The organism is Candidatus Enterococcus ikei, assembly GCF_017316105.1.
Lineage (GTDB): Bacteria > Bacillota > Bacilli > Lactobacillales > Enterococcaceae > Enterococcus_L > Enterococcus_L ikei.
Genome location: NZ_JAFLWD010000033.1, coordinates 48,388 through 73,734, shown reverse-complemented (window position 1 = coordinate 73,734; position 25,347 = coordinate 48,388). Strand labels below are relative to the sequence as shown.

Annotated in this window: 25 protein-coding genes and 1 other annotated feature; of the genes, 20 read left to right on the top strand and 5 right to left on the bottom strand. The window is 36.7% G+C overall.

Features of this window, described 5'->3' with window-relative positions; genetic code table 11:
* The first annotated feature begins 39 nt into the window (after positions 1-39).
* From JZO69_RS12835 to JZO69_RS12785, 11 genes are all read left to right on the top strand, one after another.
* On the top strand, positions 40-1,182 hold the full coding sequence (locus tag JZO69_RS12835) for a PIN/TRAM domain-containing protein (protein WP_207113264.1): 1,143 nt from the start codon (positions 40-42) through the stop codon (positions 1,180-1,182).
* Positions 1,142-1,894, top strand: coding sequence for a 2-C-methyl-D-erythritol 4-phosphate cytidylyltransferase (gene ispD, locus JZO69_RS12830; protein WP_347401595.1), 753 nt, complete (start codon positions 1,142-1,144; stop codon positions 1,892-1,894). The genes JZO69_RS12835 and ispD overlap by 41 nt, the downstream gene beginning before the upstream one ends.
* Positions 1,895-1,904: 10 nt before the next feature.
* Positions 1,905-2,378 (top strand): 2-C-methyl-D-erythritol 2,4-cyclodiphosphate synthase, encoded by a 474-nt coding sequence (gene ispF, locus JZO69_RS12825; protein WP_207113263.1) that lies wholly within the window; start codon positions 1,905-1,907, stop codon positions 2,376-2,378.
* 15 nt (positions 2,379-2,393) lie between these two features.
* A complete protein-coding gene (gltX, locus tag JZO69_RS12820; protein WP_207113262.1) occupies positions 2,394-3,851 on the top strand; it encodes a glutamate--tRNA ligase in 1,458 nt (485 codons plus the stop codon).
* A 2-nt stretch (positions 3,852-3,853) separates the two neighbouring features.
* Positions 3,854-4,054, top strand: a binding site (T-box leader).
* Between the two features lie 148 nt (positions 4,055-4,202).
* A complete protein-coding gene (gene epsC, locus JZO69_RS12815) occupies positions 4,203-4,751 on the top strand; it encodes a serine O-acetyltransferase EpsC (RefSeq protein ID WP_207113261.1) in 549 nt (182 codons plus the stop codon).
* Positions 4,735-6,147, top strand: coding sequence for a cysteine--tRNA ligase (gene cysS, locus JZO69_RS12810; RefSeq protein WP_207113260.1), 1,413 nt, complete (start codon positions 4,735-4,737; stop codon positions 6,145-6,147). The genes epsC and cysS overlap by 17 nt, the downstream gene beginning before the upstream one ends.
* Positions 6,144-6,542: a Mini-ribonuclease 3 gene (locus JZO69_RS12805; RefSeq protein WP_207113259.1), complete on the top strand. Its 399-nt coding sequence runs from the start codon at positions 6,144-6,146 to the stop codon at positions 6,540-6,542. Before cysS ends, JZO69_RS12805 begins: the two co-directional genes overlap by 4 nt.
* Positions 6,523-7,386: a 23S rRNA (guanosine(2251)-2'-O)-methyltransferase RlmB gene (rlmB, locus tag JZO69_RS12800; protein WP_430733259.1), complete on the top strand. Its 864-nt coding sequence runs from the start codon at positions 6,523-6,525 to the stop codon at positions 7,384-7,386. The genes JZO69_RS12805 and rlmB overlap by 20 nt, the downstream gene beginning before the upstream one ends.
* An 81-nt stretch (positions 7,387-7,467) precedes the next feature.
* Entirely contained in the window at positions 7,468-7,998 is a 531-nt protein-coding gene (locus tag JZO69_RS12795; RefSeq protein WP_207113257.1) for an NYN domain-containing protein, read from the top strand.
* Positions 7,999-8,093: 95 nt separating this feature from the next.
* Positions 8,094-8,654 (top strand): sigma-70 family RNA polymerase sigma factor, encoded by a 561-nt coding sequence (locus tag JZO69_RS12790; protein WP_207113256.1) that lies wholly within the window; start codon positions 8,094-8,096, stop codon positions 8,652-8,654.
* Between the two features lie 133 nt (positions 8,655-8,787).
* Positions 8,788-9,033, top strand: a complete 246-nt coding sequence (locus tag JZO69_RS12785; RefSeq protein WP_069663217.1) for a Veg family protein — start codon at positions 8,788-8,790, stop codon at positions 9,031-9,033.
* 67 nt (positions 9,034-9,100) lie between these two features.
* Here the strand turns inward: JZO69_RS12785 and JZO69_RS12780 are convergent, their stop codons facing one another.
* On the bottom strand, positions 9,101-10,621 hold the full coding sequence (locus JZO69_RS12780; protein WP_207113255.1) for a lytic polysaccharide monooxygenase: 1,521 nt from the start codon (positions 10,619-10,621) through the stop codon (positions 9,101-9,103).
* A gap of 397 nt (positions 10,622-11,018) precedes the next feature.
* Here JZO69_RS12780 and ispE point away from each other — a divergent pair, with 397 nt between their 5' ends.
* From ispE to JZO69_RS12750, 6 genes are all read left to right on the top strand, one after another.
* Positions 11,019-11,870, top strand: a complete 852-nt coding sequence (gene ispE / locus JZO69_RS12775) for a 4-(cytidine 5'-diphospho)-2-C-methyl-D-erythritol kinase (protein ID WP_207113254.1) — start codon at positions 11,019-11,021, stop codon at positions 11,868-11,870.
* Positions 11,871-12,121: 251 nt separating this feature from the next.
* Positions 12,122-13,096 (top strand): metal ABC transporter substrate-binding protein, encoded by a 975-nt coding sequence (locus JZO69_RS12770; RefSeq protein ID WP_207113253.1) that lies wholly within the window; start codon positions 12,122-12,124, stop codon positions 13,094-13,096.
* Between the two features lie 76 nt (positions 13,097-13,172).
* The gene (locus JZO69_RS12765; protein WP_207113252.1) at positions 13,173-13,853 is read left to right on the top strand and encodes a metal ABC transporter ATP-binding protein; all 681 of its coding nucleotides are present in this window, start codon (positions 13,173-13,175) and stop codon (positions 13,851-13,853) included.
* Positions 13,826-14,662 (top strand): metal ABC transporter permease, encoded by an 837-nt coding sequence (locus tag JZO69_RS12760; RefSeq protein WP_010761979.1) that lies wholly within the window; start codon positions 13,826-13,828, stop codon positions 14,660-14,662. The genes JZO69_RS12765 and JZO69_RS12760 overlap by 28 nt, the downstream gene beginning before the upstream one ends.
* 266 nt (positions 14,663-14,928) lie before the next feature.
* Entirely contained in the window at positions 14,929-15,756 is an 828-nt protein-coding gene (gene purR, locus JZO69_RS12755; RefSeq protein WP_010770370.1) for a pur operon repressor, read from the top strand.
* 196 nt (positions 15,757-15,952) lie between these two features.
* Positions 15,953-17,098 carry an ArgE/DapE family deacylase gene (locus JZO69_RS12750; protein WP_207113251.1) on the top strand — a complete coding sequence of 382 codons (1,146 nt, stop codon included), beginning with the start codon at positions 15,953-15,955 and terminating at the stop codon, positions 17,096-17,098.
* A 100-nt stretch (positions 17,099-17,198) separates the two neighbouring features.
* Here JZO69_RS12750 and JZO69_RS12745 read toward each other — a convergent pair whose 3' ends face one another.
* From JZO69_RS12745 to JZO69_RS12735, 3 genes are read right to left on the bottom strand one after another with little or no spacing between them, the layout of a single operon-like run.
* Positions 17,199-18,113, bottom strand: a complete 915-nt coding sequence (locus tag JZO69_RS12745) for an NAD-dependent epimerase/dehydratase family protein (RefSeq protein ID WP_207113250.1) — start codon at positions 18,111-18,113, stop codon at positions 17,199-17,201.
* Complete coding sequence (locus JZO69_RS12740) at positions 18,091-18,804, bottom strand: type 1 glutamine amidotransferase domain-containing protein (protein ID WP_207113249.1); 714 nt, start codon at positions 18,802-18,804, stop codon at positions 18,091-18,093. The genes JZO69_RS12745 and JZO69_RS12740 overlap by 23 nt, the downstream gene beginning before the upstream one ends.
* 1 nt (position 18,805) lies before the next feature.
* Entirely contained in the window at positions 18,806-19,135 is a 330-nt protein-coding gene (locus tag JZO69_RS12735) for an ArsR/SmtB family transcription factor (RefSeq protein ID WP_025870372.1), read from the bottom strand.
* A gap of 265 nt (positions 19,136-19,400) precedes the next feature.
* Here JZO69_RS12735 and JZO69_RS12730 point away from each other — a divergent pair, with 265 nt between their 5' ends.
* Positions 19,401-19,574, top strand: coding sequence for a helix-turn-helix transcriptional regulator (locus JZO69_RS12730; protein ID WP_207113248.1), 174 nt, complete (start codon positions 19,401-19,403; stop codon positions 19,572-19,574).
* 201 nt (positions 19,575-19,775) lie between these two features.
* Here the strand turns inward: JZO69_RS12730 and JZO69_RS12725 are convergent, their stop codons facing one another.
* Positions 19,776-21,203 (bottom strand): AcpB/EbpR/MafR family transcriptional regulator, encoded by a 1,428-nt coding sequence (locus tag JZO69_RS12725; RefSeq protein WP_207113247.1) that lies wholly within the window; start codon positions 21,201-21,203, stop codon positions 19,776-19,778.
* Positions 21,204-21,489: 286 nt separating this feature from the next.
* On the opposite strand from JZO69_RS12725, the gene JZO69_RS12720 reads away from it, so the two are divergent.
* Positions 21,490-22,215, top strand: coding sequence for a response regulator transcription factor (locus JZO69_RS12720; RefSeq protein ID WP_207113246.1), 726 nt, complete (start codon positions 21,490-21,492; stop codon positions 22,213-22,215).
* 31 nt (positions 22,216-22,246) lie between these two features.
* Entirely contained in the window at positions 22,247-25,342 is a 3,096-nt protein-coding gene (locus tag JZO69_RS16670; protein ID WP_242586816.1) for a MucBP domain-containing protein, read from the top strand.
* The last annotated feature ends 5 nt before the right edge of the window (positions 25,343-25,347 follow it).

The window sequence follows — 25,347 nt, the reverse complement described above, 5'->3', positions numbered from 1 at the left end:
TATATTTAAATAAGTATAATTATATTGGAGGATGAATCTATGCAAAAACGTGTCATTACACTTCTGATGATCGTTGTTGGCGTAAGTTTAGGTATCTCATTGTTACCGATGGCTTGGGACATGGCGAAACAGGCAGATAATACATGGCTGAACAATAACTTTACTAACAGTTTGATTGGTGCACTTATTTTCTTTATATTATCGTTAGGGTTAGCAAAGTATATTGTTTCAGGCGTTAAAAAAGTAGAAGCAGCACTAAATGAAATGAGTTTGACCTATCTTTTATTTGGGAGTGTCGGTGCAATTCTTGGATTGATCATTGGTGTGATCATTTCAATTCCGATGTATAACTTGAATATCCCGTTTGTAAATAGCGTGTTACCGATATTGGTCATGATTATTTTCGGTTATCTTGGTTTTCGTATGGGAACAACTCGAATTGATGAGTGGCGCAAAATTTTTACCCCTAAACAAAAAAAGACTCCCACTGAAAATGAAGGAGAGGTTTTGGAGCGTAAAGTAGAAGACCATTTCCATAAATATAAAATTTTAGATACGAGCGTGATCATTGATGGTAGAATCTATGACATTGCTAAAACTGGTTTTTTAGAAGGAGTTATTTTAATTCCTAATTTTGTCTTGTATGAACTGCAGTATATTGCTGATTCTGGTGATAGTTTAAAACGTGTTCGCGGACGCCGTGGGCTAGACATTTTAAACGCACTGCAAAAAGAAGACGGTATTTCTGTTGAAATGTATGATGGTGATTTTGAAGATATTTCTGAAGTGGATAGCAAATTGATCAAATTAGCTAAGCTACTAGATGGCGTTGTTGTAACCAATGATTATAATTTAAATAAAGTTTCTGAATTTCAAAATGTCCCTGTATTGAATATCAATGCCTTAGCGAATGCCGTAAAACCTGTTGTGATTCCAGGTGAGACGATGAACGTGATGGTTGTGAAGGCTGGTACCGAACGACAGCAAGGTGTTGCCTATTTGGATGATGGTACAATGGTTGTAGTTGAAGATGGACAGCATTATATGAATGAACATATTCAAGTGGTCGTTACTAGTGCTTTACAGACAGCAGCAGGACGGATGATTTTCGCAAAACCAGCTCACTCAGGACGCGGGATCGATGATAGTAAAGAAAACCATAAAGCTAATGAGAAAAGCTGAAAATAGAAACAAAGCACTGGACTATGAAGTTATCTTGTTAGCTGCCGGACAAGGGAAAAGAATGGGGGCCAGCCGCAATAAGATTTTACTGCATTTAATTGGTAAACCAGTCATTTCTTATTCATTAAATACATTTTTAAATGATCCAGCATGCCGACATATCATATTAGTTACACAAGAAGATGAACAGGATTTACTAGGAGCGATGGTCAAGAAAGAAGCTAAAAAGAAAAAATGTCCTATAACGATCGTTTCTGGAGGAACTGAGCGGCAATATAGTGTTTACAATGGATTGAACGCCTTATTGAATCAGGAAAATATCGTGATGGTACATGATGGTGCTAGACCTTTTGTTACGTTGTCACAATTAAAATTGTTGCATCGTAAAGTACAAGAAACCCGAGCAGCTATTCTAGGTGTTCCAGTCAAAGACACAATCAAACGAGTGATTGATGGAATCGTGCAAGAAACGGTTCCACGTGAAACATTATGGCAGATCCAAACGCCTCAAGCCTTTTACGGCGAGGATTTACTGGCAGTTCATGAATGTGCACAACAAGATAAATATTTAGGAACAGATGATGCTTCACTCATCGAAAAATATAGTAATCTACCTGTCTCAATGGTGTTAGGAAGTTATGAAAATATCAAATTAACAACTCCAGAAGATATGCTGATCGGTGAAGCAATCGTGAAACGAAAAAGAAGCTAGGTGAAAAAATATGATAAGAATTGGGCAAGGATTCGATGTTCATCAATTAGTAGAAGGACGTAAATTGATCATCGGTGGTGTGGAACTTCCGTTTGAAAAAGGTCTGTTAGGTCACTCAGATGCAGATGTGTTGCTACATGCAATCACGGATGCAATTTTAGGCGCTGCAGGTCTTGGAGACATTGGTCATTTGTTTCCTGATACAGATCCCGAGTTTAAAGATGCAGACTCAATTAAATTATTGCATGTTGCAAATCAAAAAGTTTTGTCTGGTGGCTTTACTATTGGCAATATTGATTGTACAATTTTAGCAGAACAACCAAAAATGAAACCTTATTTAGAACAAATGAAAGAAAACATCGCTAAAGCTTGTCAAATTGAGACAAGTCAAATCAATTTAAAAGCAACAACGATGGAAAAAATGGGCTTCATTGGTCAAGAAAAAGGTATGGGAGCGATTGCGGTCGCTTTACTTGATAAATAGAAAGAGGAATGCACAATGACAAAAGTACGTGTACGTTACGCACCAAGTCCAACTGGACACCTGCACATCGGAAATGCAAGAACAGCTTTATTCAATTATTTATTTGCCCGCCACAATGATGGTGAATTTATTATCCGTATTGAAGATACAGATCAAAAAAGAAACATCGAAGACGGTGAAAAAAGCCAATTAGAAAACTTAGCATGGTTAGGGATGGATTGGGATGAATCTCCTGAAAAGCCAGGTGAATATGGTCCATACCGTCAATCAGAACGTAGTGAAATTTACCAACCATTGATCGATCAACTGTTGGTAAGCAATCGTGCGTATAAATGTTATTGTACAGAAGAAGAATTAGAAGCTGAAAGAGAAGCACAACGTTCTCGCAGCGAAATGCCTCATTACTCTGGCAAATGTGCGAATTTGACACCTTCTGAACAAGCAGAAAAAGAAGCTCAAGGTCTTGAGCCTGTAGTTCGTTTCCGTGTTCCGAGAAATACCTCTTACACATTTGAAGACATGGTTAAAGGCGAAATTGTTTTTGAATCAGATAATATTGGCGGCGACTTCGTTATTCAAAAACGTGATGGCATGCCAACATATAACTTTGCAGTAGCGGTAGATGACCATATGATGAAAATCACTCACGTATTACGTGGTGACGATCACATTGCCAATACACCAAAACAATTAATGATTTATGAAGCATTTGGCTGGAAAGCACCTGAATTTGGCCACATGACATTGATCATCAATTCTGAAACAGGTAAAAAATTAAGTAAACGTGACGAATCGATTTTACAATTTATCGAACAATACCGTGAACTTGGTTATTTACCAGAAGCAATGTTCAACTTTACAGCTTTGCTAGGCTGGTCGCCGGTTGGGGAAGAAGAAATCTTCTCACAAGAAGAATTGATCAAAATCTTTGATCCAGAACGTTTAAGCAAATCACCAGCAGCTTTTGATGGGAAAAAGCTTGAATGGGTCAATAACCAATACATGAAACAATTAGACTTAGATGTCTTAACAGATATGTGTTTGCCTTATTTAGTGGCAGAAGGTAAAATTGAAGCTCAACCAAGCGGCGAAAAGCTAGAATGGCTGAAAAAAGTAGTCAGCTTATACCAACCGCAAATGAGTTATGCAGCTGAAATCGTCAACGTATCTGAATTGTTCTTCAATGAACATCCAGTTTTAGATGAGGCAGCGAAAGAAGTCTTAGCTGGAGAAACTGTACCTACTGTTTTAGCAGCTTTCAAAGCACAATTAGAAGCAATGGACGTTGTTGATGTGCCAAGTATCAAAGCTGGTATCAAAGCAGTTCAAAAAGAAACAGGCGTAAAAGGTAAAAACCTATTTATGCCGATCCGTGTAGCTGTGTCAGGACAAATGCATGGACCAGAATTAGGCGATACGATCGAATTATTAGGTAAAGAAAAAGCCTTGGATCATCTAAATAAAGTTTTATAATAAAAAATATGTAGATAAGAAGAAGTAAAAAAGCGTTTGTCTTTAGAGAGACTGTGGGTGGTGAAAACAGTTGTCAGCACTTTTTGAAATGCATCTTTGAATAGTTTCAGCGATATGTAGCTGAAAACGGCCAACAACCGTTATCTGTTTTGAGGCAGGGAGACCTGTAAAAAAAAGTGGAACCACGCAAAAGCGTCTTTTAAACGGATTTATTTCGTTTAAAAGGCGTTTATTTTTTATTATGAGGATGGGACAGAAGAGATTACTTCGGTTTCCACCGTTTATTCGTAGTCAGTGTTGGAGGAGCTTATTACGCTTTTATGTTTAAATTCAAATGAAAGGAGCAAAAAGATGAGTTGGTTAAAAAGAGCTGTTAAGGCAGTCAAAAACAATGATCCAGCAGCGCGTTCAACGTTGGAAGCATTGCTTACATATCCGGGTTTGCATGCGCTGTTTTGGCATCGTTTTTCTCATTTTTTATATAGACACCGCTTGTTTTTATTAGCGAAGATTCACGCTCAATTTTGGCGTTTCTTAACAGGGATCGAGATTCATCCAGGAGCGAAGATTGCGCCCGGTGTTTTTATTGACCATGGGATGGGAATTGTGATCGGTCAGACAGCAGAAATCGAAGAGGATGTTGTGTTGTTTCATGGTGTGACCTTAGGTGGAACTGGAAAAGATACAGGAAAACGGCATCCAACAGTAAAAAAAGGTGCCATGATCCATGCACATGCACAAATTCTTGGACCAGTCACGATTGGTGAACGTGCCAAAATCGGTGCATCAGCTGTAGTTTTAGCAGATATTCCTGATGATGCAACCGCTGTAGGAATACCAGCAAAAGTTGTAAGAATCAAAGGAAAGAAGATGGAGGAAGCTTATGATTCAAATTTATAATACATTAACGAGAGAAAAAGAAGTGTTCAAACCAATAGAAGCAGGAAAAGTCCGGATGTATGTCTGCGGACCAACTGTTTATAATTATATCCATATCGGCAATGCTCGCAGCTCAATTGCCTTTGATACGATCAGACGTTATTTTGAATATCGGGGCTATGAAGTAAATTATGTATCAAATTTTACAGATGTAGATGACAAAATTATCCGAGCAGCTAGAGAATTAGGAATTACAGCACCAGAAGTCGCAGACCGTTTTATCCATGCGTTTGAAGAAGATACAAATGCTTTAAATGTAAAACCAGCATCGTTGAATCCTCGTGTAATGGACCATATGCCTGATATTTTGACATTTATTGAGACTTTGATCGACAAAGGTTATGCTTATGAGTCGCAAGGAGATGTTTATTATCGAACACGGAAGTTCGAAGGTTACGGTAAACTTAGTCACCAATCGATCGATGAGTTGGAAGTAGGCGCAAGTCAGCGTACTGGAGTAGAAAAAGAACTCAAAGAAGATCCATTGGATTTTGCCTTATGGAAAGGGGCAAAAGAAGGTGAAATCTCATGGGATTCTCCATGGGGAGCAGGTCGTCCAGGCTGGCACATCGAGTGTTCTGTCATGGCAACAAAGCATTTAGGTGATACAATTGACATTCATGGTGGGGGGCAAGATTTAGAATTTCCGCATCATGAGAATGAAATTGCGCAAAGTGAAGCGAAAACGGGACAAACATTCGCCAATTACTGGATGCATAATGGTTATGTAACAATCGGTGAAGACGACGAAAAAATGAGTAAATCTTTAGGCAATTTTGTGACTGTTCATGAATTAGCAAAACAGATTGATCCTCAAATCTTACGTTTTTTCATGGCAACGACACAATATCGCCGCCCAATTCGTTATAGCGAGACAACGATGAAAGAAGCCGGAGTCAATTTACAAAAATTAAAAAATGCTTTTGAGAATACATCCTTTAGAAAAGCGGATGCGTTAGCAGAACTTGAAGAAGATGCTCAAAAATTACAAGAATTAGTAGAGTTAGAAACACGTTTTACAACAGAGATGGATGATGATTTTAATGCTGCTAACGGAATTACTATCGTTTACGAATTAGCTAAGTGGTTGAACCAATACAGCGAGCAAGAAAACGTATCAGCAACAGTCGTTGAAAAAGCCTTAGAACAATTTACGCAATGGCTGAGTATTTTTGGTATTTTCTTCTTATCAGAAGAGCTGCTGGATGATGATATCGATCAATTGATCAAAGAACGTAACCAAGCTCGTGCTAATCGTGATTTTGCCCGCAGTGATGAGATTCGTGACTTGTTAAAAGATAAAGGAATAACCTTGGAAGACACAGCCCAAGGAACTAGATGGAGAAGAAGTGAATGAGAGATTACACGCAATTAAATGGTTTAGCTTTGGCTTATGTGGGAGATGCGATTTATGAGATTTATATCCGTGACTACCTAGTCGAGCAAGGGCAAACGAAGCCAAACACATTACACCGTATGGCAACGCATTATGTTTCAGCGAAGGCTCAAGCTTTTTTGATTCAAGAAATGCTGGAAGAAAAATTACTAACAGAGAATGAAGAACTAATGTACAAACGCGGCCGTAATGCGAAAAGTCATACATCTGCTAAAAATGCTGATATTACAACCTATCGAATTGCAACAGGTTTTGAATCATTGATGGGGTATTTACATTTGACAAAACAAAGCGAACGTTTGGAAGAATTGATTGATTGGTGTATAAAAAAAGTAGGTGAAAAAAATGAGAAATGATAAGAAACGTCCTTTTAAAGGAAATAAGCCGAAAAAAAATCAGCCGTTTAAAAAAGAACCGGTAAGAAAAGAACCAGTAAGAAAAGAGCGTGAAATGTCACAAGAAGAGCTCGAAGATAACTTTGTTTTTGGCAATCATGCAACGATAGAGGCGCTTCAGCAAGGCCGAGGAAATAAATTATTTCTTCAAGAAGACAGTAAAAGTGAGAAAGTTGAACACCTAAAGCTACTTGCAAAAGAAAACGCGGTTCCAGTTAAATGGGTGCCAAAACAAAAATTAGATGCAATGACAAATCACGGTGTTCATCAAGGGATCGTATTAGCGATTACAGCGTATGAATACTTGACGTTAGATGAATTACTCGATCGTACGAAAGAGAAGACAGAGACACCATTTTTCTTGATTTTAGATAGTATAGAAGATCCTCATAACTTTGGCTCTATATTGAGAACTGCGGATGCAACGGGTGTAGATGGGATCATCATTCCCAAACATCGTGCAGTTGGTATCACACCAGTTGTGACAAAAGCATCAACAGGTGCAGTTGAGTATATCCCAGTTGCTCGTGTAACCAATTTAGCACAAAGTATTGCTACGCTTAAAGAAAATAGTTTCTGGATTTTTGGAACGGATATGAAAGGAACGGATTATCGTCAATGGAATACCCAAGGGTCGATTGCGTTGATTATCGGCAATGAAGGCCGTGGTATGAGCCAAGGATTGCATAAAGAAGTGGATGAGTTATTGACGATTCCAATGACAGGTCACGTTCAAAGTTTAAATGCAGGTGTGGCAGCTGGTTTGCTGATGTATGAAGCTTACCGAGGACGAAATCCACTTTAAAACCTCAGAATAAAAGGCGAGACAGAAGTTATATTTTCTTATTTTTATCCCAACCTCATTATAAAGAAGGTGACAGAGCAAATGAAAAAGCAATTACTGATTGTTGATGGTTATAACATGATCGGTTCTTGGCCGGAGCTGGTTCAGTTAAAAAACCAAAATAAACTTGAAGATGCTAGAGAAGCTTTATTGCAGCGTTTATCCAATTATGCAAAATATGAAGATTTAGAAGTAATTGTTGTTTTCGATGCTCAACTAGTTCCTGGAATCCAGCAAACGTATAAAAAATATCATTTAACGGTCGTCTTTACCAAAGAAGATGAGACTGCTGATAGCTATATTGAACGGGTTGCTGGTGAAAAAAATGATCGATTGACTCAAGTCACTGTAGCAACGAGTGATCTAGCGGAACAATGGCTAGTTTTTTCCAAAGGAGCTTTAAGAGCATCGGCCAACGAATTGTATAAAAATGTTAAAAAATCTGAGCGTACCATTGCGATTCATGCAACTGATATCCATTTTCAGGATTTTCGACGAAATTCTCCATGGAATTTAGAGCAATTGTCAAAATTGTCCAACAAATTGGACGAATTATCGAAAAAGAAAGATTAAACGTCCGTTCGCTTATACTTTTTTTAAAGAAAATGTTACTCTCTTGTCAAGCATTTAGCGTCTTAGTGGAGTGCTTGAAAGGAGAAGGTTGGGATATGAATAAGTATGAGGACATTTTAAAGGGAGATGCGTTGGTATTTGATCGTTTCTATCGGCAATATTATCCGATAGTCTACAAGTTTCAAAAAAAGTATTATTTGAAAGATTTTGATCAAGAAGATTGGTTGCAAGAAGGCCGCATTATTTTTCATCGATCATTGGAAAAATACGAGGAAGCACACAATGTTTCCATTGGAAAATTCTTCAAATCAAACTTTGAAAATCATATTCGCAGTTTAGTCAGAAAACAATGTGCTGTCAAACGAACGATTGATGTACAATCGATCTCGTTAGATCAAAAAGTAGAGAAACAGGGAGAATCTTTTTTTGATTATATCGGGATGGAAGAATCTGATGTGTTGGAGCAGATGATTATTCGGGAAAAGCTGGAACAACTACCGATCATGTTATCGCCTTTTGAACGGATAACGTTTCAGGAATACATGAATGGCAAAGAGTTGGAGCAGATAGCTAAAGACACCGCTAATAATGAAATTACTGTCAGAAGCGCGTACGATCGAGCCAAAAAGAAACTAAAAGCGATTATTTATGATTAAATGAGAAAGCACAAGTTTTTCACATCAAATAATTATCCTTTTATAAATTATAATTAGTTGCAATTCATTTTCTGCTATGGTAAACTTGTTATTTTTATTAATATGTGGTACAATGGAAGTTGAGGTGAATGCAATGCCAACAACTTTAGCTTCCATTAAAAAAGATCTAGAATGTCGTATCGGCAGCAAAATCACATTAGTTGCTCAGACCGGCAGAAAGCGTCAAACCGAACGTAAAGGTATTTTGACAGAAACATATCCATCTGTCTTTGTTGTAGATTTAGATCCAGATGAAAACTCATTTGAACGAGTTTCTTATAGTTATTCAGATGTGCTGACACGCACAGTAGAGATTGAATTCGTCAGTGAAGCAGTCTAAAGAATTTAAAAAGATTAGCTAGAGCGTTTGCGCTTTAGCTAATCTTTTTTCTATTTATAGAATCTCGTTACACTAACTTCCAAATATAAGAAGTTGATGGTTTAGCTCCTTTGACCCACCATTTAGCTTGGTATGTTTTCCCTTGGAACGTGACACGCTCGCCTGAGTTGTATGCTTTTTTAGCACTCCATTCTAAAACAGAATTTGAGAGTGATTTCCACACATCTGATTCTTCAGGTTTTTCATTTTGAGTCCACCATTTAGCTTGATATTTTAATCCATTATAGAAGACTTCATCTCCAGAATTATAGACTTTTGATTTATCCGAAGTTGTTTCACCAGAAGAAACGATTTCTTTTTTAGTTGTTACTGTAAATGGTGCGCTAAATTCAGAAGCATTTCCACCTAAACTGAAAGCTTTGACAGTATAAGTATATGTTGTGCCTGCTGTAAGTCCTGCATCTTTGAAGTTTGTATTAGTAATTGTGGTGATTTTTTTGCCATCACGGTAAACTTCATAATTTTTAATACCTAAAAAGTGTTCAGATTTTGTCCACATTAAGTCAACGGAAGTTTCTGTTGTAGCCATGCTGTGAAGGCCTGTAGCTGCGGTCGGATTTTGGGTATCTTTTTGTTCAGCAGTTTTAGTTAGAACATTTACTGCATTTGATTTTTCAGAAATTTGTCCATTTTGACCAACAGCCTCTACTTGATAGTTGTAGGTCGTATTTTCTTTTAAGTTGCCGTCAGTGATTGTATTTACTGATGTTGTAGCGATTTTTTGGTTATTTCTATAGATATTATATTCTTGGACATTGTCACCGGCAGTCCATGTTAATTTTGCAGAAGTTGTTGTTATGTCTGTTGCTGTTACATTTGTTGGTGTGTTAGGTGCTTTTTCAGGTTTTGGAGGGATTGTTTCAGCTCCGCCTTTGATATTCACATCAACTGCTTGATAGAAAGCTGCACCTGTATTGCTGACATCCCACACACCTAAAAGAACATGGTAACCTGTGTGGTCTGCTGGAATATCTACAGTGTGTGTTAAACTAGTATTCGCTTGAGCTCCAGTAAAAGGTACATTTTTGATCAACTGAAGGTCACTACGTTTGATTGGACTATTTGGGTTCCATCCGTTTTTTGTGATGTAGTAAGTCCAACGGCTTGTTGCGTGAGTGGCAGTGTAATGCCAAGTAATATCCAATTTCCCTGGATTTATGTCATTCATTTTCCAATAATTGTCTTTTTGAACACTGATTTGGCTGCCTAACGCATCGTTTGCAGAAACAATCTTGCCATCAGCTGGGCCATTTCCTGAAGCGCCTGTTTCCCATGGAGCTAAATTGATTCCATAACCTATAGAAAATCCTTTTCCAGTTTCTAAACTTTGAGGCTCATTGATAACTGCACCATATTTTTGTTGAGCTGCTTGATAACCAATCGTGTTTTTTTCAAGTGCGCCATAATAAGCTCGTGATGGTGGGTTTGAGATATAACCGTGAGCAGATGCATCTTGAGAGGTTAGAACACCTAATCCACCTAGAATAATTGATACAGCCAGAGTGATACTTAAAACATTCTTCTTCATAATCTTTCCTCCATTGATCAATATAGTTTGTTGATAAATCTAGAACAACTAGAGTATAGCGCTATTTTTTTTCCCAATTAGTTCAATTATGTCCTTATTTTTCTGTGTTATATGTAGAAAATTTGTTTTTTATGATGGAAAATTTAATAACAATAGTTTTTTTAATTGCTAGAATTAAGTATAAAGTTCATTTTTATTCAAAAAATTTACCTGAAATGAACAGAAAAACAATACGAATAAAAGTGTCTTGATTAAGGTAAGCTTGCTTCTATTTTAACTTAACAGGGGTATAAAAATCATATCAATTTTTATAGAATTATATACATCTTCAATAACATATGTTAGAATTTAAAAGATTGTGAAGTTGGTTAGGTAATGGATTAGATAGGTGAAAATAATGGAAATCATAGAAAAAGCACCCGCAAAAATAAACTTGGGGTTGGATGCTCTCTATAAACGAAAAGATGGTTATCATGAGCTAGAGATGATCATGGCAAGTGTAGATTTAGCAGATCGGCTGACCTTTACGTCGTTGCCGGAAAATAAAATAGTAATTGAAACAGATAGCTCTTTTTTACCAGTAGATAGAAGGAATCACGTGTATCAAGCAGCAGAATTGCTGAAAAATACCTTCCATCTTACTCAAGGAGTCAAGATTAATATAGAAAAAAGAATTCCTGTAGCAGCTGGATTAGCTGGAGGAAGTAGTGATTGTGCTGCTGCTTTGCGGGGACTGAATCGGTTATGGAATCTAGGCTTATCTTTAGAAGAGCTGGCCGAGTTAGGCAGTAAGATTGGTTCCGATGTTCCTTATTGTATTCACGGAGGGACAGCTTTTGTCACAGGACGTGGGGAAAAGATTGAGTTTTTACCATCGATGCCTCAGTGCTGGGTCGTTTTAGTGAAGCCTAAAATGAGTGTTTCTACCAGTTCGATTTTTGGTAGTTTGTCATTCAATAACATTCAGCATCCGGATATCGCTGGAGTAAGATATGCAGTTGAAACAGATGATTATCAGCTAATGACTGAAAAAATTGGTAATGCTTTAGAAGCTGTTACGATCAAACGCCATCCAGTAATTCAGCAAATCAAAGATCGCATGATAAAATACGGTGCAGATGCCGCATTAATGAGTGGCAGTGGTCCAACTGTTTTTGCGCTATGTGAGAAGAAGACAAGAGCACAACGGATTTATAATGGCTTAAAAGGTTTTTGTGATGAAGTCTATATTGTGCGGACGTTGAAATAATTAGTAGATAGATGAGACAGAAGAGGTTGGTTCGGATTTCTGTATTTACTCGTACTTAAGGTGTTGAACAAAAGTGATTTTTTCTTTTGTTTAACACTCTTTTTTTATTATAAATAAGGAACAATAAAAATACTTTTTTCTTTTTTTCTGTTTTCTCTTGACGTTCTCTTTTCCTTCTGGTAAATTAGTTCTTGCTACCAAATCGTAAATGTTACGATTTGAATAAGACAAATCGAAATGAGGACAAAAAGATGAGAAAAAATAGCTGGAAATATATTGTCGGATTGCTACTAACAGCCGTGATTTTTACACTGACGGCGTGCGGTCAAACAAAAGAACAAGAAAAAGCTGGAAAAAGTGATACAATAAACGTTGTGACTACATTTTATCCAATGTATGATTTTGCTAAAAATGTGGTGGGTGACGCTGGAGATGTTCAGTTATTGATCCCAGCAGGAACAGAGCCTCATGATTATGAGCCAAGTGCCAAAGATATTGCGAAAATAACAGATGCAGACGTGTTTGTATATAACAGCCATGAGTTAGAGACTTGGGTCAAAGATGTTTTAGAAAATGTCGATGAGAAAAAAGTCGCTGTGGTTGAAGCGGCGGGGTCGATCGATTTAATGGAAGGTGCTGCCCACGAGCATAATCATGGCGAAGAAGAGGCAGATCACGATGGACATGACCATGACCACGATCACGAATTAGACCCACATGTTTGGTTAGATCCAGTTTTGGCGCAAAAAGAAGTCGAAGCAATTCGTGATGCATTAGTGAAAAAATATCCAGATAAAAAAGAAACATTTGAAAAAAATGCAGCTGCGTACCTAGAAAAATTATCAGACTTAGATAAAGAATACAAAGAAGCATTTACAGATGCTAAAAATAAAACATTTGTAACACAACATGCAGCATTTGGCTATTTAGCTAAACAATACGGTTTAACGCAAGAATCAATTGCTGGAATTTCTCCAGATCAAGAACCTTCACCAAGCCGTTTGGCTGAGTTGAAAAAATATATCAAAGAACATAATGTCTCAGTGATCTATTTTGAAACATCTGCTTCGTCAAAAGTTGCTGAAACGTTGGCACGTGAAACAAATGTAGAATTAGCGGTGCTTAATCCGTTAGAAAGTATTACCCAAAAAGAACAAGACCAAGGCGAAGATTATATTTCAGTGATGAAAGCCAATCTTGAAGCGTTGAAGAAAAGTATTAAGTAAAGAGAATCGGGACGAAAGACATTCAGTTTTTTCTCCCGATTTAAGCAGTTTATAAGGTTTAAGAAGGAGTAGAGTCATGCATTATCTAGAAGTCAAAGACCTCACATTTTATTATGATGATGAGCCAGTCTTAGAAGATGTTTCATATTATGTCGATCCCGGTGAATTTGTGATTTTGACAGGTGAAAATGGCGCAGCGAAATCGACATTGATTAAAAGTACTCTTGGGTTATTAAAACCAACCAAAGGTAATATTACGATTGCTAAAGAAAATACTGAAGGTGAAAAACTTAGTATTGGCTATATTCCTCAGCAAGTTGCCTCATTTAATGCGGGATTTCCCAGCACTGTGATCGAGTTGGTTCGTTCAGGACGTTTTCCCCGTAATCGTTGGTTTAAACCTTTAACGAAAAGAGACCATCAACATGTTGAAAAAGCATTAAAAGCAGTTGGTATGTGGGATATGCGGCATAAACGGATCGGAGAACTTTCTGGTGGACAAAAACAACGCATCAGTTTGGCTCGTATTTTTGCGACAGACCCTGATTTATTTATTTTAGATGAACCAACAACAGGGATGGATGAAACGTCTAGAAATGAATTTTACCGCCTTTTACAGCATAATGCTCATGATCATGGCAAAGCGATTTTGATGATCACTCATGATCATGAAGATATCAAATCGTACGCGGATCGACAAATTCGTTTAGTTCGGAAGGAGGATTCACAATGGAGATGCTTTCATATGAGTTCATGAGAAAAGCCTTTTTGGCTGCAACCTTTATCTCGGTAATCGCACCGATGTTAGGTGTGTTTCTTGTGATCAGAAGACAATCTTTAATGGCGGATACTCTTTCACATGTATCATTAGCCGGTGTTGCTCTAGGATTCTTCTTAAATTGGAATCCCGATATCATGACGCTCGTTGTCGTGATTATTGCCGCAATTATTTTAGAATATCTACGGATGATTTACAGTACGTACTCAGAAATTTCGATTGCGATTTTGATGTCTGGTGGACTTGCTTTAGCTCTGGTGCTGATGAATCTCAGTGGAGGGAATTCAGCGGCTAGTATTCAGTCCTATCTGTTTGGTTCGATTGTGACGATCACATGGCAGCAGGTCGTTATTTTGGCTGTATTATTTGTAGTATTAGTGATTTTGTTTGTCCTATTCAAACGTCCAATGTATGTGTTGACCTTTGATGAAGATACAGCGCATGTGGACGGATTACCGATTCACTGGATGTCGATGTTATTCAACGTAATCACAGGTGTGGCAATTGCGGTGATGATCCCGATTGCTGGAGCATTATTGATTTCGGCGATTATGGTTTTACCAGCTGCGATTGGAATGCGGATCGGCAAAGGGTTTAACACAGTTATTATTATTAGTGTTATCATGGGATTGATTGGCATGCTAACAGGATTGACGGGGTCTTATTATTTAGAAACACCGCCAAGTGCCAGCATCACCTTGATTTTTATCGCTTTGTTCATTCTTGTCAGTATCGTCCGTAAAGTGGTAGTAACGATGCAACGAAATAAGAAGATGAGTCAAAGATAACTCAGTTTAAATTAAAAGAATATAAGGGAAAAACGAAAGTTTTTTCGCTTATATTCTTTTTTGTTTCTTGAATTGCGAACAATTTTTCGTTTTTTTCAAAAAATGCTCGATTTTTTTTGCAAAACACCCTATAATAGGGAACGATAGATTGTAAGGGAGTATCATTTATTTTACCTACTGAAAAATAATGAATAACGAACCTATAAAAAATAAGGGATAATAATTATTCTAGTGGATAATAAACCTTAAAGGAAAGAGGAGAAGAAGTGACAGATTCTAAAATTCGGAGAAGCGAACGATTGATTGATATGACACAGTACTTGTTGGATCATCCACATACATTGGTTTCTTTGACCCATTTTGCACAGCGTTATAAATCAGCTAAATCATCGATCAGTGAGGATTTGGCGATCATTAAAAAGACATTCAAACAAAGAGGTACAGGAATCCTTGAAACAATTCCAGGAGCGGCCGGCGGTGTTCGGTTTATCCCAGAAATTCCCTATGAGGAATCAAAAGAATTAGTGATGGCTTTGTGTGAACGTTTATCAGAACAAGATCGTCTGTTGCCAGGAGGATATGTCTATCTTTCTGATTTATTAGGACAGCCGGAATTATTGCGCCAAGTGGGAAGAATCATTGCTTCTAAATATTTAGGTGAACAAATCGATGCAGTTATGACTGTGGCGACAAAAGGTGTACCAATCGCACAAGCTGTTTCATATTACTTGAATGTTCCGTTTGTGATCGTTCGTCGTGATTCAAAAATCACTGAAGGTTCAACTGTCAGTGTGAATTACGTTTCGGGTTCATCTGAGCGTATCGAAAAAATGGAATTATCAAAACGTAGCTTGAAGCGTGGTTCAAGAGTTTTAGTTGTGGATGACTTCATGAAAGGCGGCGGAACCGTTAACGGAATGAAGAGCCTGATCGAAGAATTTGAGGCAGAGCTTGTTGGAATCACAGTGTTTGCAGAGTCTAAGTTTAAAGGACAACGTGCAATCGAAGATTATACGTCATTACTTTATGTAGAAGATGTAGATACAAGAACGAAAACGATTAATGTAGTTCCTGGGAATTATTTTGATGAATAAAATCTGATATAGTGAGGCAAAGCTGATACTTAGTTTTGTCTCACTATTTTTAATTCAAGCGACTTTTAAAATAACCATTTTTAGTTAACGAAATTTAAAATTAGGTGTATAGTTAGTCTGTAAGCAATTTTATCCAGTTTTTTCCACACATAAGTTATTAAAATCTGGATGAATTAAATGAAAGAAGGCCAACATCATGGAAAACCAAGAAAAAGTACAAATTTTAAAAGACATTGTCGCAATCAAATCAGTCAACGGCAACGAAAAAGAAGTTGCTGAGTATTTAAGCAAACTATTCAAGAAACACGGGATTGACTCAAGCTTTTTAGAATATGACAAAGACCGTGACAACCTAATTGTTGAGATTGGCAATAAAAATAGCGAAAAAGTCTTAGCTTTTTCTGGACATATGGACGTTGTTTCAGCAGGGAATGAAGCTGATTGGACTTCTGATCCTTTTAAACCTGAAATTCGTGATGGCAAAATGTATGGTCGCGGCACTTGTGATATGAAGAGTGGTTTAGCCGCTATGGCAATCGCGATGATTGAATTAAAAGAAGAGAATGCTGCATTCAATGGACGCCTCCGTTTGATCGCTACAGTTGGTGAAGAGGTTGGTGAATTAGGAGCGGAACAATTAACCAAAGAAGGTTATGTCGATGATGTGACCTCAATGGTGATCGGTGAACCTTCCGGCTATGCTGGTATCGTTTATGCGCATAAAGGATCGATTAATTTTAAAGTAGAATCCCAAGGCAAGAATGCTCACAGCTCAATGCCCCAACTAGGTGTAAATGCAATAGATCATTTGAATGATTTCTATTCAAGAGCCAACCAATTATTCCGCAGTGAAATCCATACAGATGAAGTGTTGGGAGACTTTATCTATAATGTAACGATGATTTCCGGCGGGGAACAAATCAACAGCATTCCAAGTGAAGCGAGTCTTCAAGGGAATATCAGAACAATTCCTGGCTATGACAATGATCTTGTTATCAAAAAAATGAACGAGCTTATCGATGAGCTAAACCAAAAAGATACCTATCATTTAACATTGAGCATTGAAGCCAATAAAATTTCAGTGAAAAGCGAAAAAGATTCCGATATCGCAAAAATCGCTCAACAAGTAGCGAAAAAACAAGTCAATGTGGATATTCCAATGGTTGGTGTATCTGGAACGACAGATGCGGCTGAATTTACCAAAGGGAAACAAGCTTTTCCAGTGATTATTTTTGGTCCAGGAAATGAAACACCGCATCAAGTGGATGAATATGTGGATGTCGATAACTATTTGGAAATGGTAGATATTTATAAAGAAATGGCTACGACTTATTTAGCTTAATGAACATCTGTTAAAAGACAAAAGATCTAGAATGGGAACGTCCAATTCTAGATCTTTTCTTATATATTTTAAGTTCGTTTAATTTAGAAAAAACAAACAACTATAAAACAATTTGCTGTATTCCTTCTTCCATTGTCGTGATCTTAAATTCAGGAAAACGCTCTTTAAATTTATCTGAGACGAAGATATTATCCTCTTGATAGCGCGGAAGCAGCTCTTTTAATTCTTTCAATTGATGACTAAACCGACTCCCTAAGTTAAATTGCCACATTTTTAGAACCGTATACGGAAGTTTTTTCTTTAAAATCTGTTCGGAAAAATTGATTATTTCAGAATAAGTTTTGCTATCATCACAAGGTAAGTGCCATGTTTGACCGTAAGCATCTTCGGTGTTTCCAATCAAAGCCATTGCTCGACTGGCATCTGGTGTCCAAATAAGTGTCCGTAAGCTTGAATCATTGAGAGGAACTCGAAGCTTCTTCCCTTGATTTATGTTCTCAAAAATCATGGTATTCGTGATACTTTGTGTCTTACCAGGGCCATAAAATTCTGGCGCGCGACAAATAACCGCATCTATTTCTTTAGCGTTCATCTTATCCAGTAACAGTTGTGCCATATTTGCTCGTACAACTGCTTTTCTGCCTACTGGTCGAAAGGGACTGTCTTCTGTTTGAGGTTCACTATTTTTGGCGTACATATACGTATTATCGAAAAAAACTAATTTTGTTTGATTTTCGATACAAGATTTCATCACATTTGCCATCATTATGAGGAATTGTTCTTCCCACATTTTACTATCCATTGGAAGTCCAGCGGTAAAATAGACAATCTCGCTTCCGATGATCGCCTTATTTGTTTCTTCGTAATTAAGTAGATTGGCTGGAAAAAGTTGATCGCTTTCGTTAACTTTTTTAGGACTACGACTCACTAAGCGAAGATCTGTAGTAAAATTTTTGTGCAACTCCTTGGCGAGTTCTTGCCCGATTTGTCCATTACTTCCCAAGATTGTTTGCATGGTCATTTCCTCCTAAATCTACTTGATTCAATAGTAATTTTGCGACGGAACGAACAGAAAACGGATTTTGTCCAGTAATGATTCGTCCATCTTTTATAGCATAATCTTTATAAAAACGTTTCTTTTTAAAAGTCGCACCATTTTTTTCAGCTATCTCTTTATTTAAGAAAGGGACGACAGATTTTTTTCCAGCAATTATTTCTTCAGTCGTTGTAAAACCTGTAATGGCTTTATTTGCGATAAGATAATTTCCATTATCGTCCTTAATATGTAATAAACCTGCGATACCATGACAAACGGAAACTAAATAGCCATTGTGAGCATAAATTTCTTTAGCGATTGTTTGTAGTTCCTGATTATCTGGAAAATCCCACATTACACCATGTCCGCCAGTATAATATATCGCAAAATAGTCATCTGTGTTTACTTCAGCTGGTTTTAAAGTATTCGTTAATCCTCGATAAACAAAATCTGGATCTTCGTACACGCTTAAGATCGATTCATCCGTGTATTTCATACTTCTAGGGTCTAATGGGATAAAACCGCCCTTTGGACTGACAAAATCATAGGCGATACCAGCTTTGTTTAACTCATCTACAAACTCAGCAGATTCACCTAACCATAAGCCTGTAGGTTCTTTGGTTCCTTGATATCTAGTGACGTTTGTTTCTACGATCAATACTTTCTTCAATTTATTTCCTCTTTTCCGTAAAATCGATGATTTGTTCTATTAACTGTTTCAATTGATTGATTTCTCCTAATTCATGGGTTAAATAGTAGAAATTTTTCGTGCCTTCTCGTCGATAATCAACAATATTGGCATTTTTTAATACTTTTAAGTGATGAGAAACAGCAGGTCTTGATAAGCCGGATGCTTCAATTAAATCTGGAACTTGCAATCCTTGGCAAGCTTGATCTTCCATAAGTCGAAGGATGATTTTTTGGCGTTTTTCGTCACCTAAAGCGGTTAAAAAGGGACTAAGCGCGGCAAAGCTTTCTTTTAATTCAGTCATTTTATTCATAGGTAAACTCCTATTTTTTTATTTTTATCGTTCGTTGGTTTAAACTATTAAACCAAAAGAGTGGAACTTTGTCAAACAATCCGAATTAACTCATAATAAAGTAGTTTTTCTAAGATGTAATCGTCAATATATGTGCTGTCCATTGAGCTTCATTCATCATATTAACTATCAAAAAAATGAATTGTAACAATTCAAAATTGATATTGTTTTTTATAAAAAAAAAGCTCTATAATGAGTGTATATTATGACGAGTAGGGAGAAGAAAATGAGTACAGACGTGAAAAAGAAACGGGAACAATTAAATTTAACGCAGCAAGAATTAGCAGATATACTATACGTAACGAGACAAAGTATTTCAAATTGGGAAAATGGAAAAAGTCATCCGAATAGCGATATTCTAAAGCAGTTAAACAATATTCAGATGCAGTATAAAAGATAACCTATGTGAGATGGTTGGCTAAATCTCTTTTAAAAAAAGCTGTCTCATGATTAGTAGCTGTATCCATTGAAAGAATTATGGGTATCGTATTGAAATTTAATCAAAAAAATAAACCATCTTTAACTTTGGTGAGCAAGATGGTTTAAATACCTGATGATAGCTTGTTAGATTTTCATTGTCATTTGTTGTGGTCTATATCAACTAAATAGCAGTTAATTTTTTCGCTAACATGTCCCATTCTCGATCTAAAGGAACGCTGGAGAACTTGAAAAACGTACAATTCAAGCTAGATGGAGGCAATGGGAAATTACAGATACATATATCGATATCCAACCGCTCAATTAAATTATTATCAATTGGTTGATTAAAAATAAAAGACAGTTCCGCTGTTTTAGGAACATATTTATGCGCTAGATATTTATAATAAGTCGTTTCCGCAGAAGTACCGCTTAGGGCAAAAAGCACTTTGCTCCTGCGATTGACTTTGGCTTCTGTGAGTGAGGTTAAACTTGCCGCTAAATCCTCTTTATACAAAAAATCATCATGATTCTTCAAAATGTCGTTCCAGAGAGCGATCGTTTTGGGGTATTTTTTTTCCATTAGTAGTTTAAAATCAGAATTATTTTTTTGAAATAGTGGAGAAAGTTCCTGCAACGCTTGTTCGTTCACTAGAAACGCTTTAATAATCGCTTTTAATTCAACGTTCAAAGAATAGCTTAAATTCGAATATTGAAAAAATTCGGTCGCTAGATGTTCAAAAGATTCCATTTCACTTAAAAAGCTATTTGGTAAAAAATAGCTTTTTTCATCGTAAACAATCGTATCAAGTGAAATAAGAAAAGAAAAAATAATCTCAGCATCGTTGATACGACTATAAATATTGGCATTCAGTGTTTGATTTATGGCATTTTTTAAAACTAAAAATACGTCATTTTTAGCATATTTTTCGTGAATTTCCTGTTTAAGATAAACTAGCTTATTTTGCTTGATACGTTGCTCGCTAACTGCCAGCCAGCGGATCAAACGGTGGTAATCAACATTAAGGATTAAACCATATGTATGGGTCAGATTTCTTAAAAGTGCATAAAGATCTGCTTGCTTTTGTTCTGGATAGCTATTGTGACTAAAGTCAGCGACTTGCTCAAAAAAATGGAAATAAAAGTAGCGAATATTTATTTCGTCACCGAGTATTTCAATCGGCGAAAGACTCAAAGTTAAATCAAACTCATCTAAAACCTCTTTTAAAATGGAAAGGTGCTTACGCAGCGTAGACTCTGCTATGAAAAATTTTTCTGAGAGATAGTCAATTGTCTCACTCCTCCCATAAAACGTATCTTCAACGATTGAAAAAAGAATATTGTTTTTCACTTCGTCTTCAATGTAGCTCAAAACTGGATTGATATCTACGGCAGTATTTAAAAATAAAGAACTGTTCTCAAATACAACCGATTCGGGAAATAATTCTACTAGTGATTGGGCATCTCTCCGTAACGTTTTTGGAGAAACTTTACAGATTTGTGCAAGCTCCGACATCAACAAAGGAAGATCCGACTCTAATAATAAGTTTAATACTGTAATTTTTCGTTTTGTTGAGGCATCAATTAGTAAGTTATATCCAATTTTATTCATTTTCATTCCTCCTAAATCATTTCTTTATAAAATCATAGCAAAAATAACAGACAAAATTTATTAGTTTTTTCTCCACTGAGAGAAAAAAGGGATAAAAATATTGATAAAACACATGTAATTCTTATAAAAAAATAAAATAAAGATGTGAAAAATAATATGTACTCTTTTTATTCTTTAATTTATAGGGCTTTGGTATTTGTCTCTACCTGGGACAAACTTGGTTTGTGAAAAAATAATAGATAGACTATCTTTTTGGTAGATAAAAAAATGAAGGAGGAAACAAGAGATGTATAATTTAGCCATTTATAATGCTGCAAATTATAGTACACCAACATCGATCAAAGTATCCGAGTTCTATTTTAAAGATGTAGAGCAATTATTAAGTCACATAGACAATATTCATGGTGTGATTATTTATACGACAAATGATGAGCATCAAAATAATGTTTTAGAGTTGATTTTAACAATCAAAAGACACTGCTCATTACCTATTTGGGTTAGAAATGAGACAGAACAGCCGATGAGTAAAAACTTGAATTTGGAATTGGGGGTTTTAGGAAATCTGGATGCAACGATATCTAATGAGGAAATGTTTGCCATGATTGAAAACACATTAGAATTATTGAATCCAATATCTGACGAATCAATCACAAATAATAATCCGTCAAATCAACTACAATTGAACTCTTTAAATTGTAGCATGAAACTGCCGAACAAGGCAGAAGTATGTCTTACGCGTTTAGAATACAAAATGATGTCGTTATTAGCGACCAGAATGAATCAAGCTTTTACATATGAAGAAATTTATCAATGTGTTTGGTCAGAAGATAGAGAGAGCGATAATTCAATAAGAAAATACCGAACATCCAACTTAGCTTTTCACATTAGAAATAAACTAAGTCATCACGGCATTAATCCTAAAATACTTAGAACGGTTCGTTCAGTTGGTTATTTACTTGATTCTAATATCGAAAGTAGTTTTATAAAGGAGGTGATGCAGTATAGCAGCTAAAGAGGCAAGAAAGGAGGGACAGTAGAGAAAAATGAATAAAAAGAAATTACTCAGTGTCAATATCTTTATACTCTTGATTCTTGGATTGACGATAGTTAGTGAATTTTATTTTTCTGCGACAAACTTATTTGCGAAAGCATCGGTTTCTATGGAAGTGTTAGAAGATGAAATTATAGTGGATGAGTCTTTTTACCTACAAATCAACGACGAGCGTGATGAAGTGGGAGAAGAAGTGCCGCTGGATTTAGCAAAACTAGATGTTGAAGAATCTTCTAACTCAAATAATGAGCAAACTGAAGCTAAAAGAAAATTAATCCTTGTTATCCCTGATGGAATAACCTTTGATGCACGACTTCAAGAGGCATTGATTCAGGAACAAGAACTATCGAGTGAGCAATTTATTTTTGATTGGGATGAAACGTCTAGAGAATTGAGGATACATGTTCCCGTTTCTAAAAACTCTGTCAACGTTGCGTTAGTAGCACAATCTAGTGAAACGCATATGCTCAAATTATTTGATGATAGAAAGCAAGAAGAATTAGCAAGTTTAGCTATTGTTGCTTTGGAATCTGACGAAGATCCATCATTTGATGAGACAACTGATCAAGAAGAGAACACTCCCACACAAACTGTTGAAGCGGATCTTAAAGAAGAAAATCAGGATTTAGTTTCAGAAAAAGAACTGTATAATACGGAATTTAGCGACCATTTTCAAGTATATACGTGGGATCAGTTAGTCCAAGCGATATCAAATAACTCAATTACTAAAATAATTTTAATGAGGGATATTTCTTCTGTAGGGACAAATAATTTTGCTTCGAGAACGGAAAACTTAGAAATCAACGGTAACGGATTTACCTTATCTCTTAATAGTAATAGTGTAATGCTTGGAAATTTGAGTTCGGGTATTGAAAAAACCTTTCATTTTAACAACATAACGATTCCTTTTTCAAATACTTCTACAGATTTTATCCGAGCAAACGATTCTGTAGCTGGCGGAAGATGGCGAATCTTGCTTGAAAATACAACAATATCAGGATCCAGGAGAGCGGTCGATGCAAGACGTTCTGAAGTGACGTTAAAAGGAAATACTTATATTAGAACTAGAAGATCTAATTTTGCCTTAGGAAGTTTCGTCGTTGAAGAAAATGCTCACTATACGAGCGTAGTTTTTAATAGCAACCTTGCAGCCGTTTGGTTTCCTCGAAATGTTAGCGGCGCAGCAGTTACTGGTACGAATTCAGAATTTCGCGTAAAAACGGATGCAAGAGTTAATTTTTATAGAGAAAACAACGTAAATGCTTCACAACCTGCAGTTTTCCGACATTTTCGGACCTATACTATTGAAGAAGGGGCGAAAGTAAATTACTTTTACCAGAATCAAAATGGTGGGGTTGCTCCTTTAGGTGACCAAAGTGCAGCGAATGGTCGACCACAAGCATACACTATTTTATCTGGCGGAGAATTGAATGTGTATACGTCAAATCAGATGGGGATTCACTTTCGTAGGCGTGATACTTCTTTAGTAACAGAAACTGGAGGAAAAATGAATGTCTTACTATTAAATCAAAATAATAATATCATTCCAGGAATCCCAGTTTCACCCGATGAAGGAGGAGACGGAGATGAAGATGATGGTGCTGACGGAGATGAAGATGAACCAGATGTGTCCTTAAATACATTGATAAACCTTGCAGGAACGAGAACGAGCATATCTATTAATGATCCTAGAAGTCTAGACATTAGAAGTAACGCTGCTACTAACTTACTTGCGATATCTTCTACATCTTCTTTTTCAATCAATGATGCTAACATCAGTATTTGGCGAAACTCAGAACCTTTCTGGAGAGAGCCTCTTATAGTTAGAGAAAATGTTACGAGGTATTCACAACAGGGACAAGTAGTCTCTACAACGGATAGTTGGTTGATGATGCTTAACGTAAGTGTGACATCTAATGATTATAAAAGAATATCTGCTAAAGGAACAACTATTTATGAAAATGAACAGGCAGAAATAACTGTTTCTTATATTGACGAAAGTGGCAAGATTATTTTTCCAGAAGAAATGCTACCAGGAATAATCGATGTTCCGACAGTCATTGAAAGTGCAATCCCTGGAGGTTTGTTAGAGACATCAAATTACACTGTGAAAAATATTATAACGACAAATGGTAGATATGATGAAGCATCATTTGAGTTCACCCCAGACAGTTCTAGTGCATCGTTAGCCTTTATTCTTGAATCTTCCGATATACCAGTGGCAGAAGGTACGGTGGAAGTGCGATACCAGTCAATTGATGGTGTTTTACTAGCAAGTGAAACGATGACAGGCGAAGTAGGAACACAATACATTACGGAAGTCAAAAATTTCGAAGGTTGGGAACTGGTAGAAGAACCTTTAAATGCGACGGGGACATTTACGGAAGAAACAATCACCGTAACGTATGTGTATAAAGAAGTTCCCAAACAGGCAGTCTTAACTGTCCAATTCATTAATGAATTGGAGCAATTGCTCCCTGGATATACGGTTAGAATAGAAACGCAAGTTGGTGATGAGATTGATTTGACGAAGGAACAAGCAGTCGTTGAGCAATTAGCTGCTCTAGTAAGTGCTGGCTATGAACTAAGTGAACGACCTGACAATGAAACGGCATTTAAAATTGAAGCAGCGGAAATGACCGTTCAATATAAGCTTCAAGGATTGCTAAGTCTAGTTTCTGCACCGCAGTCAATCGATTTTGGCTCTATTACGTATGATGCAACAACAAAACGTGTGGAAGACCCTGAAATTGACCAACCACTGATTGTTGCTGATACTCGAGCAGATAATAGCAATGGTTGGACATTAACAGCTGCACTATCTTCTCCAATGAAAAATGAAACCGGACAAGAACTGCGCAGTGCTTTGCGTTACGTCTATGAAGGGCAAGAAACACTCTTGGACACAAATGCCCAAATGGTTTATTTAAATCAAGAAGGAGTATCAGGTCGTTTTGATATTAGTGACAGCTGGGGAACAGAGAATGGGACGGATGGCGTGAAACTAGAAATCGGTTCATCTGAAATTGTTCATACAGGCAGTTATACAGGTGTCATTACCTGGAAAGTAATGGCTGGTCAGCCGTAGAGGAG

Coding starts and splice junctions, on each gene's coding strand:
- JZO69_RS12835 (WP_207113264.1), top strand. CDS start 40: ATGCAAAAACGTGTCATTACACTTCTGATGATCGTTGTTGGCGTAAGT.
- ispD (WP_347401595.1), top strand. CDS start 1,142: ATGATAGTAAAGAAAACCATAAAGCTAATGAGAAAAGCTGAAAATAGA.
- ispF (WP_207113263.1), top strand. CDS start 1,905: ATGATAAGAATTGGGCAAGGATTCGATGTTCATCAATTAGTAGAAGGA.
- gltX (WP_207113262.1), top strand. CDS start 2,394: ATGACAAAAGTACGTGTACGTTACGCACCAAGTCCAACTGGACACCTG.
- epsC (WP_207113261.1), top strand. CDS start 4,203: ATGAGTTGGTTAAAAAGAGCTGTTAAGGCAGTCAAAAACAATGATCCA.
- cysS (WP_207113260.1), top strand. CDS start 4,735: ATGATTCAAATTTATAATACATTAACGAGAGAAAAAGAAGTGTTCAAA.
- JZO69_RS12805 (WP_207113259.1), top strand. CDS start 6,144: ATGAGAGATTACACGCAATTAAATGGTTTAGCTTTGGCTTATGTGGGA.
- JZO69_RS12795 (WP_207113257.1), top strand. CDS start 7,468: ATGAAAAAGCAATTACTGATTGTTGATGGTTATAACATGATCGGTTCT.
- JZO69_RS12790 (WP_207113256.1), top strand. CDS start 8,094: ATGAATAAGTATGAGGACATTTTAAAGGGAGATGCGTTGGTATTTGAT.
- JZO69_RS12785 (WP_069663217.1), top strand. CDS start 8,788: ATGCCAACAACTTTAGCTTCCATTAAAAAAGATCTAGAATGTCGTATC.
- JZO69_RS12780 (WP_207113255.1), bottom strand. CDS start 10,621: ATGAAGAAGAATGTTTTAAGTATCACTCTGGCTGTATCAATTATTCTA.
- ispE (WP_207113254.1), top strand. CDS start 11,019: ATGGAAATCATAGAAAAAGCACCCGCAAAAATAAACTTGGGGTTGGAT.
- JZO69_RS12770 (WP_207113253.1), top strand. CDS start 12,122: ATGAGAAAAAATAGCTGGAAATATATTGTCGGATTGCTACTAACAGCC.
- JZO69_RS12765 (WP_207113252.1), top strand. CDS start 13,173: ATGCATTATCTAGAAGTCAAAGACCTCACATTTTATTATGATGATGAG.
- JZO69_RS12760 (WP_010761979.1), top strand. CDS start 13,826: ATGGAGATGCTTTCATATGAGTTCATGAGAAAAGCCTTTTTGGCTGCA.
- JZO69_RS12750 (WP_207113251.1), top strand. CDS start 15,953: ATGGAAAACCAAGAAAAAGTACAAATTTTAAAAGACATTGTCGCAATC.
- JZO69_RS12745 (WP_207113250.1), bottom strand. CDS start 18,113: ATGCAAACAATCTTGGGAAGTAATGGACAAATCGGGCAAGAACTCGCC.
- JZO69_RS12735 (WP_025870372.1), bottom strand. CDS start 19,135: ATGAATAAAATGACTGAATTAAAAGAAAGCTTTGCCGCGCTTAGTCCC.
- JZO69_RS12730 (WP_207113248.1), top strand. CDS start 19,401: ATGAGTACAGACGTGAAAAAGAAACGGGAACAATTAAATTTAACGCAG.
- JZO69_RS12725 (WP_207113247.1), bottom strand. CDS start 21,203: ATGAATAAAATTGGATATAACTTACTAATTGATGCCTCAACAAAACGA.
- JZO69_RS12720 (WP_207113246.1), top strand. CDS start 21,490: ATGTATAATTTAGCCATTTATAATGCTGCAAATTATAGTACACCAACA.
- JZO69_RS16670 (WP_242586816.1), top strand. CDS start 22,247: ATGAATAAAAAGAAATTACTCAGTGTCAATATCTTTATACTCTTGATT.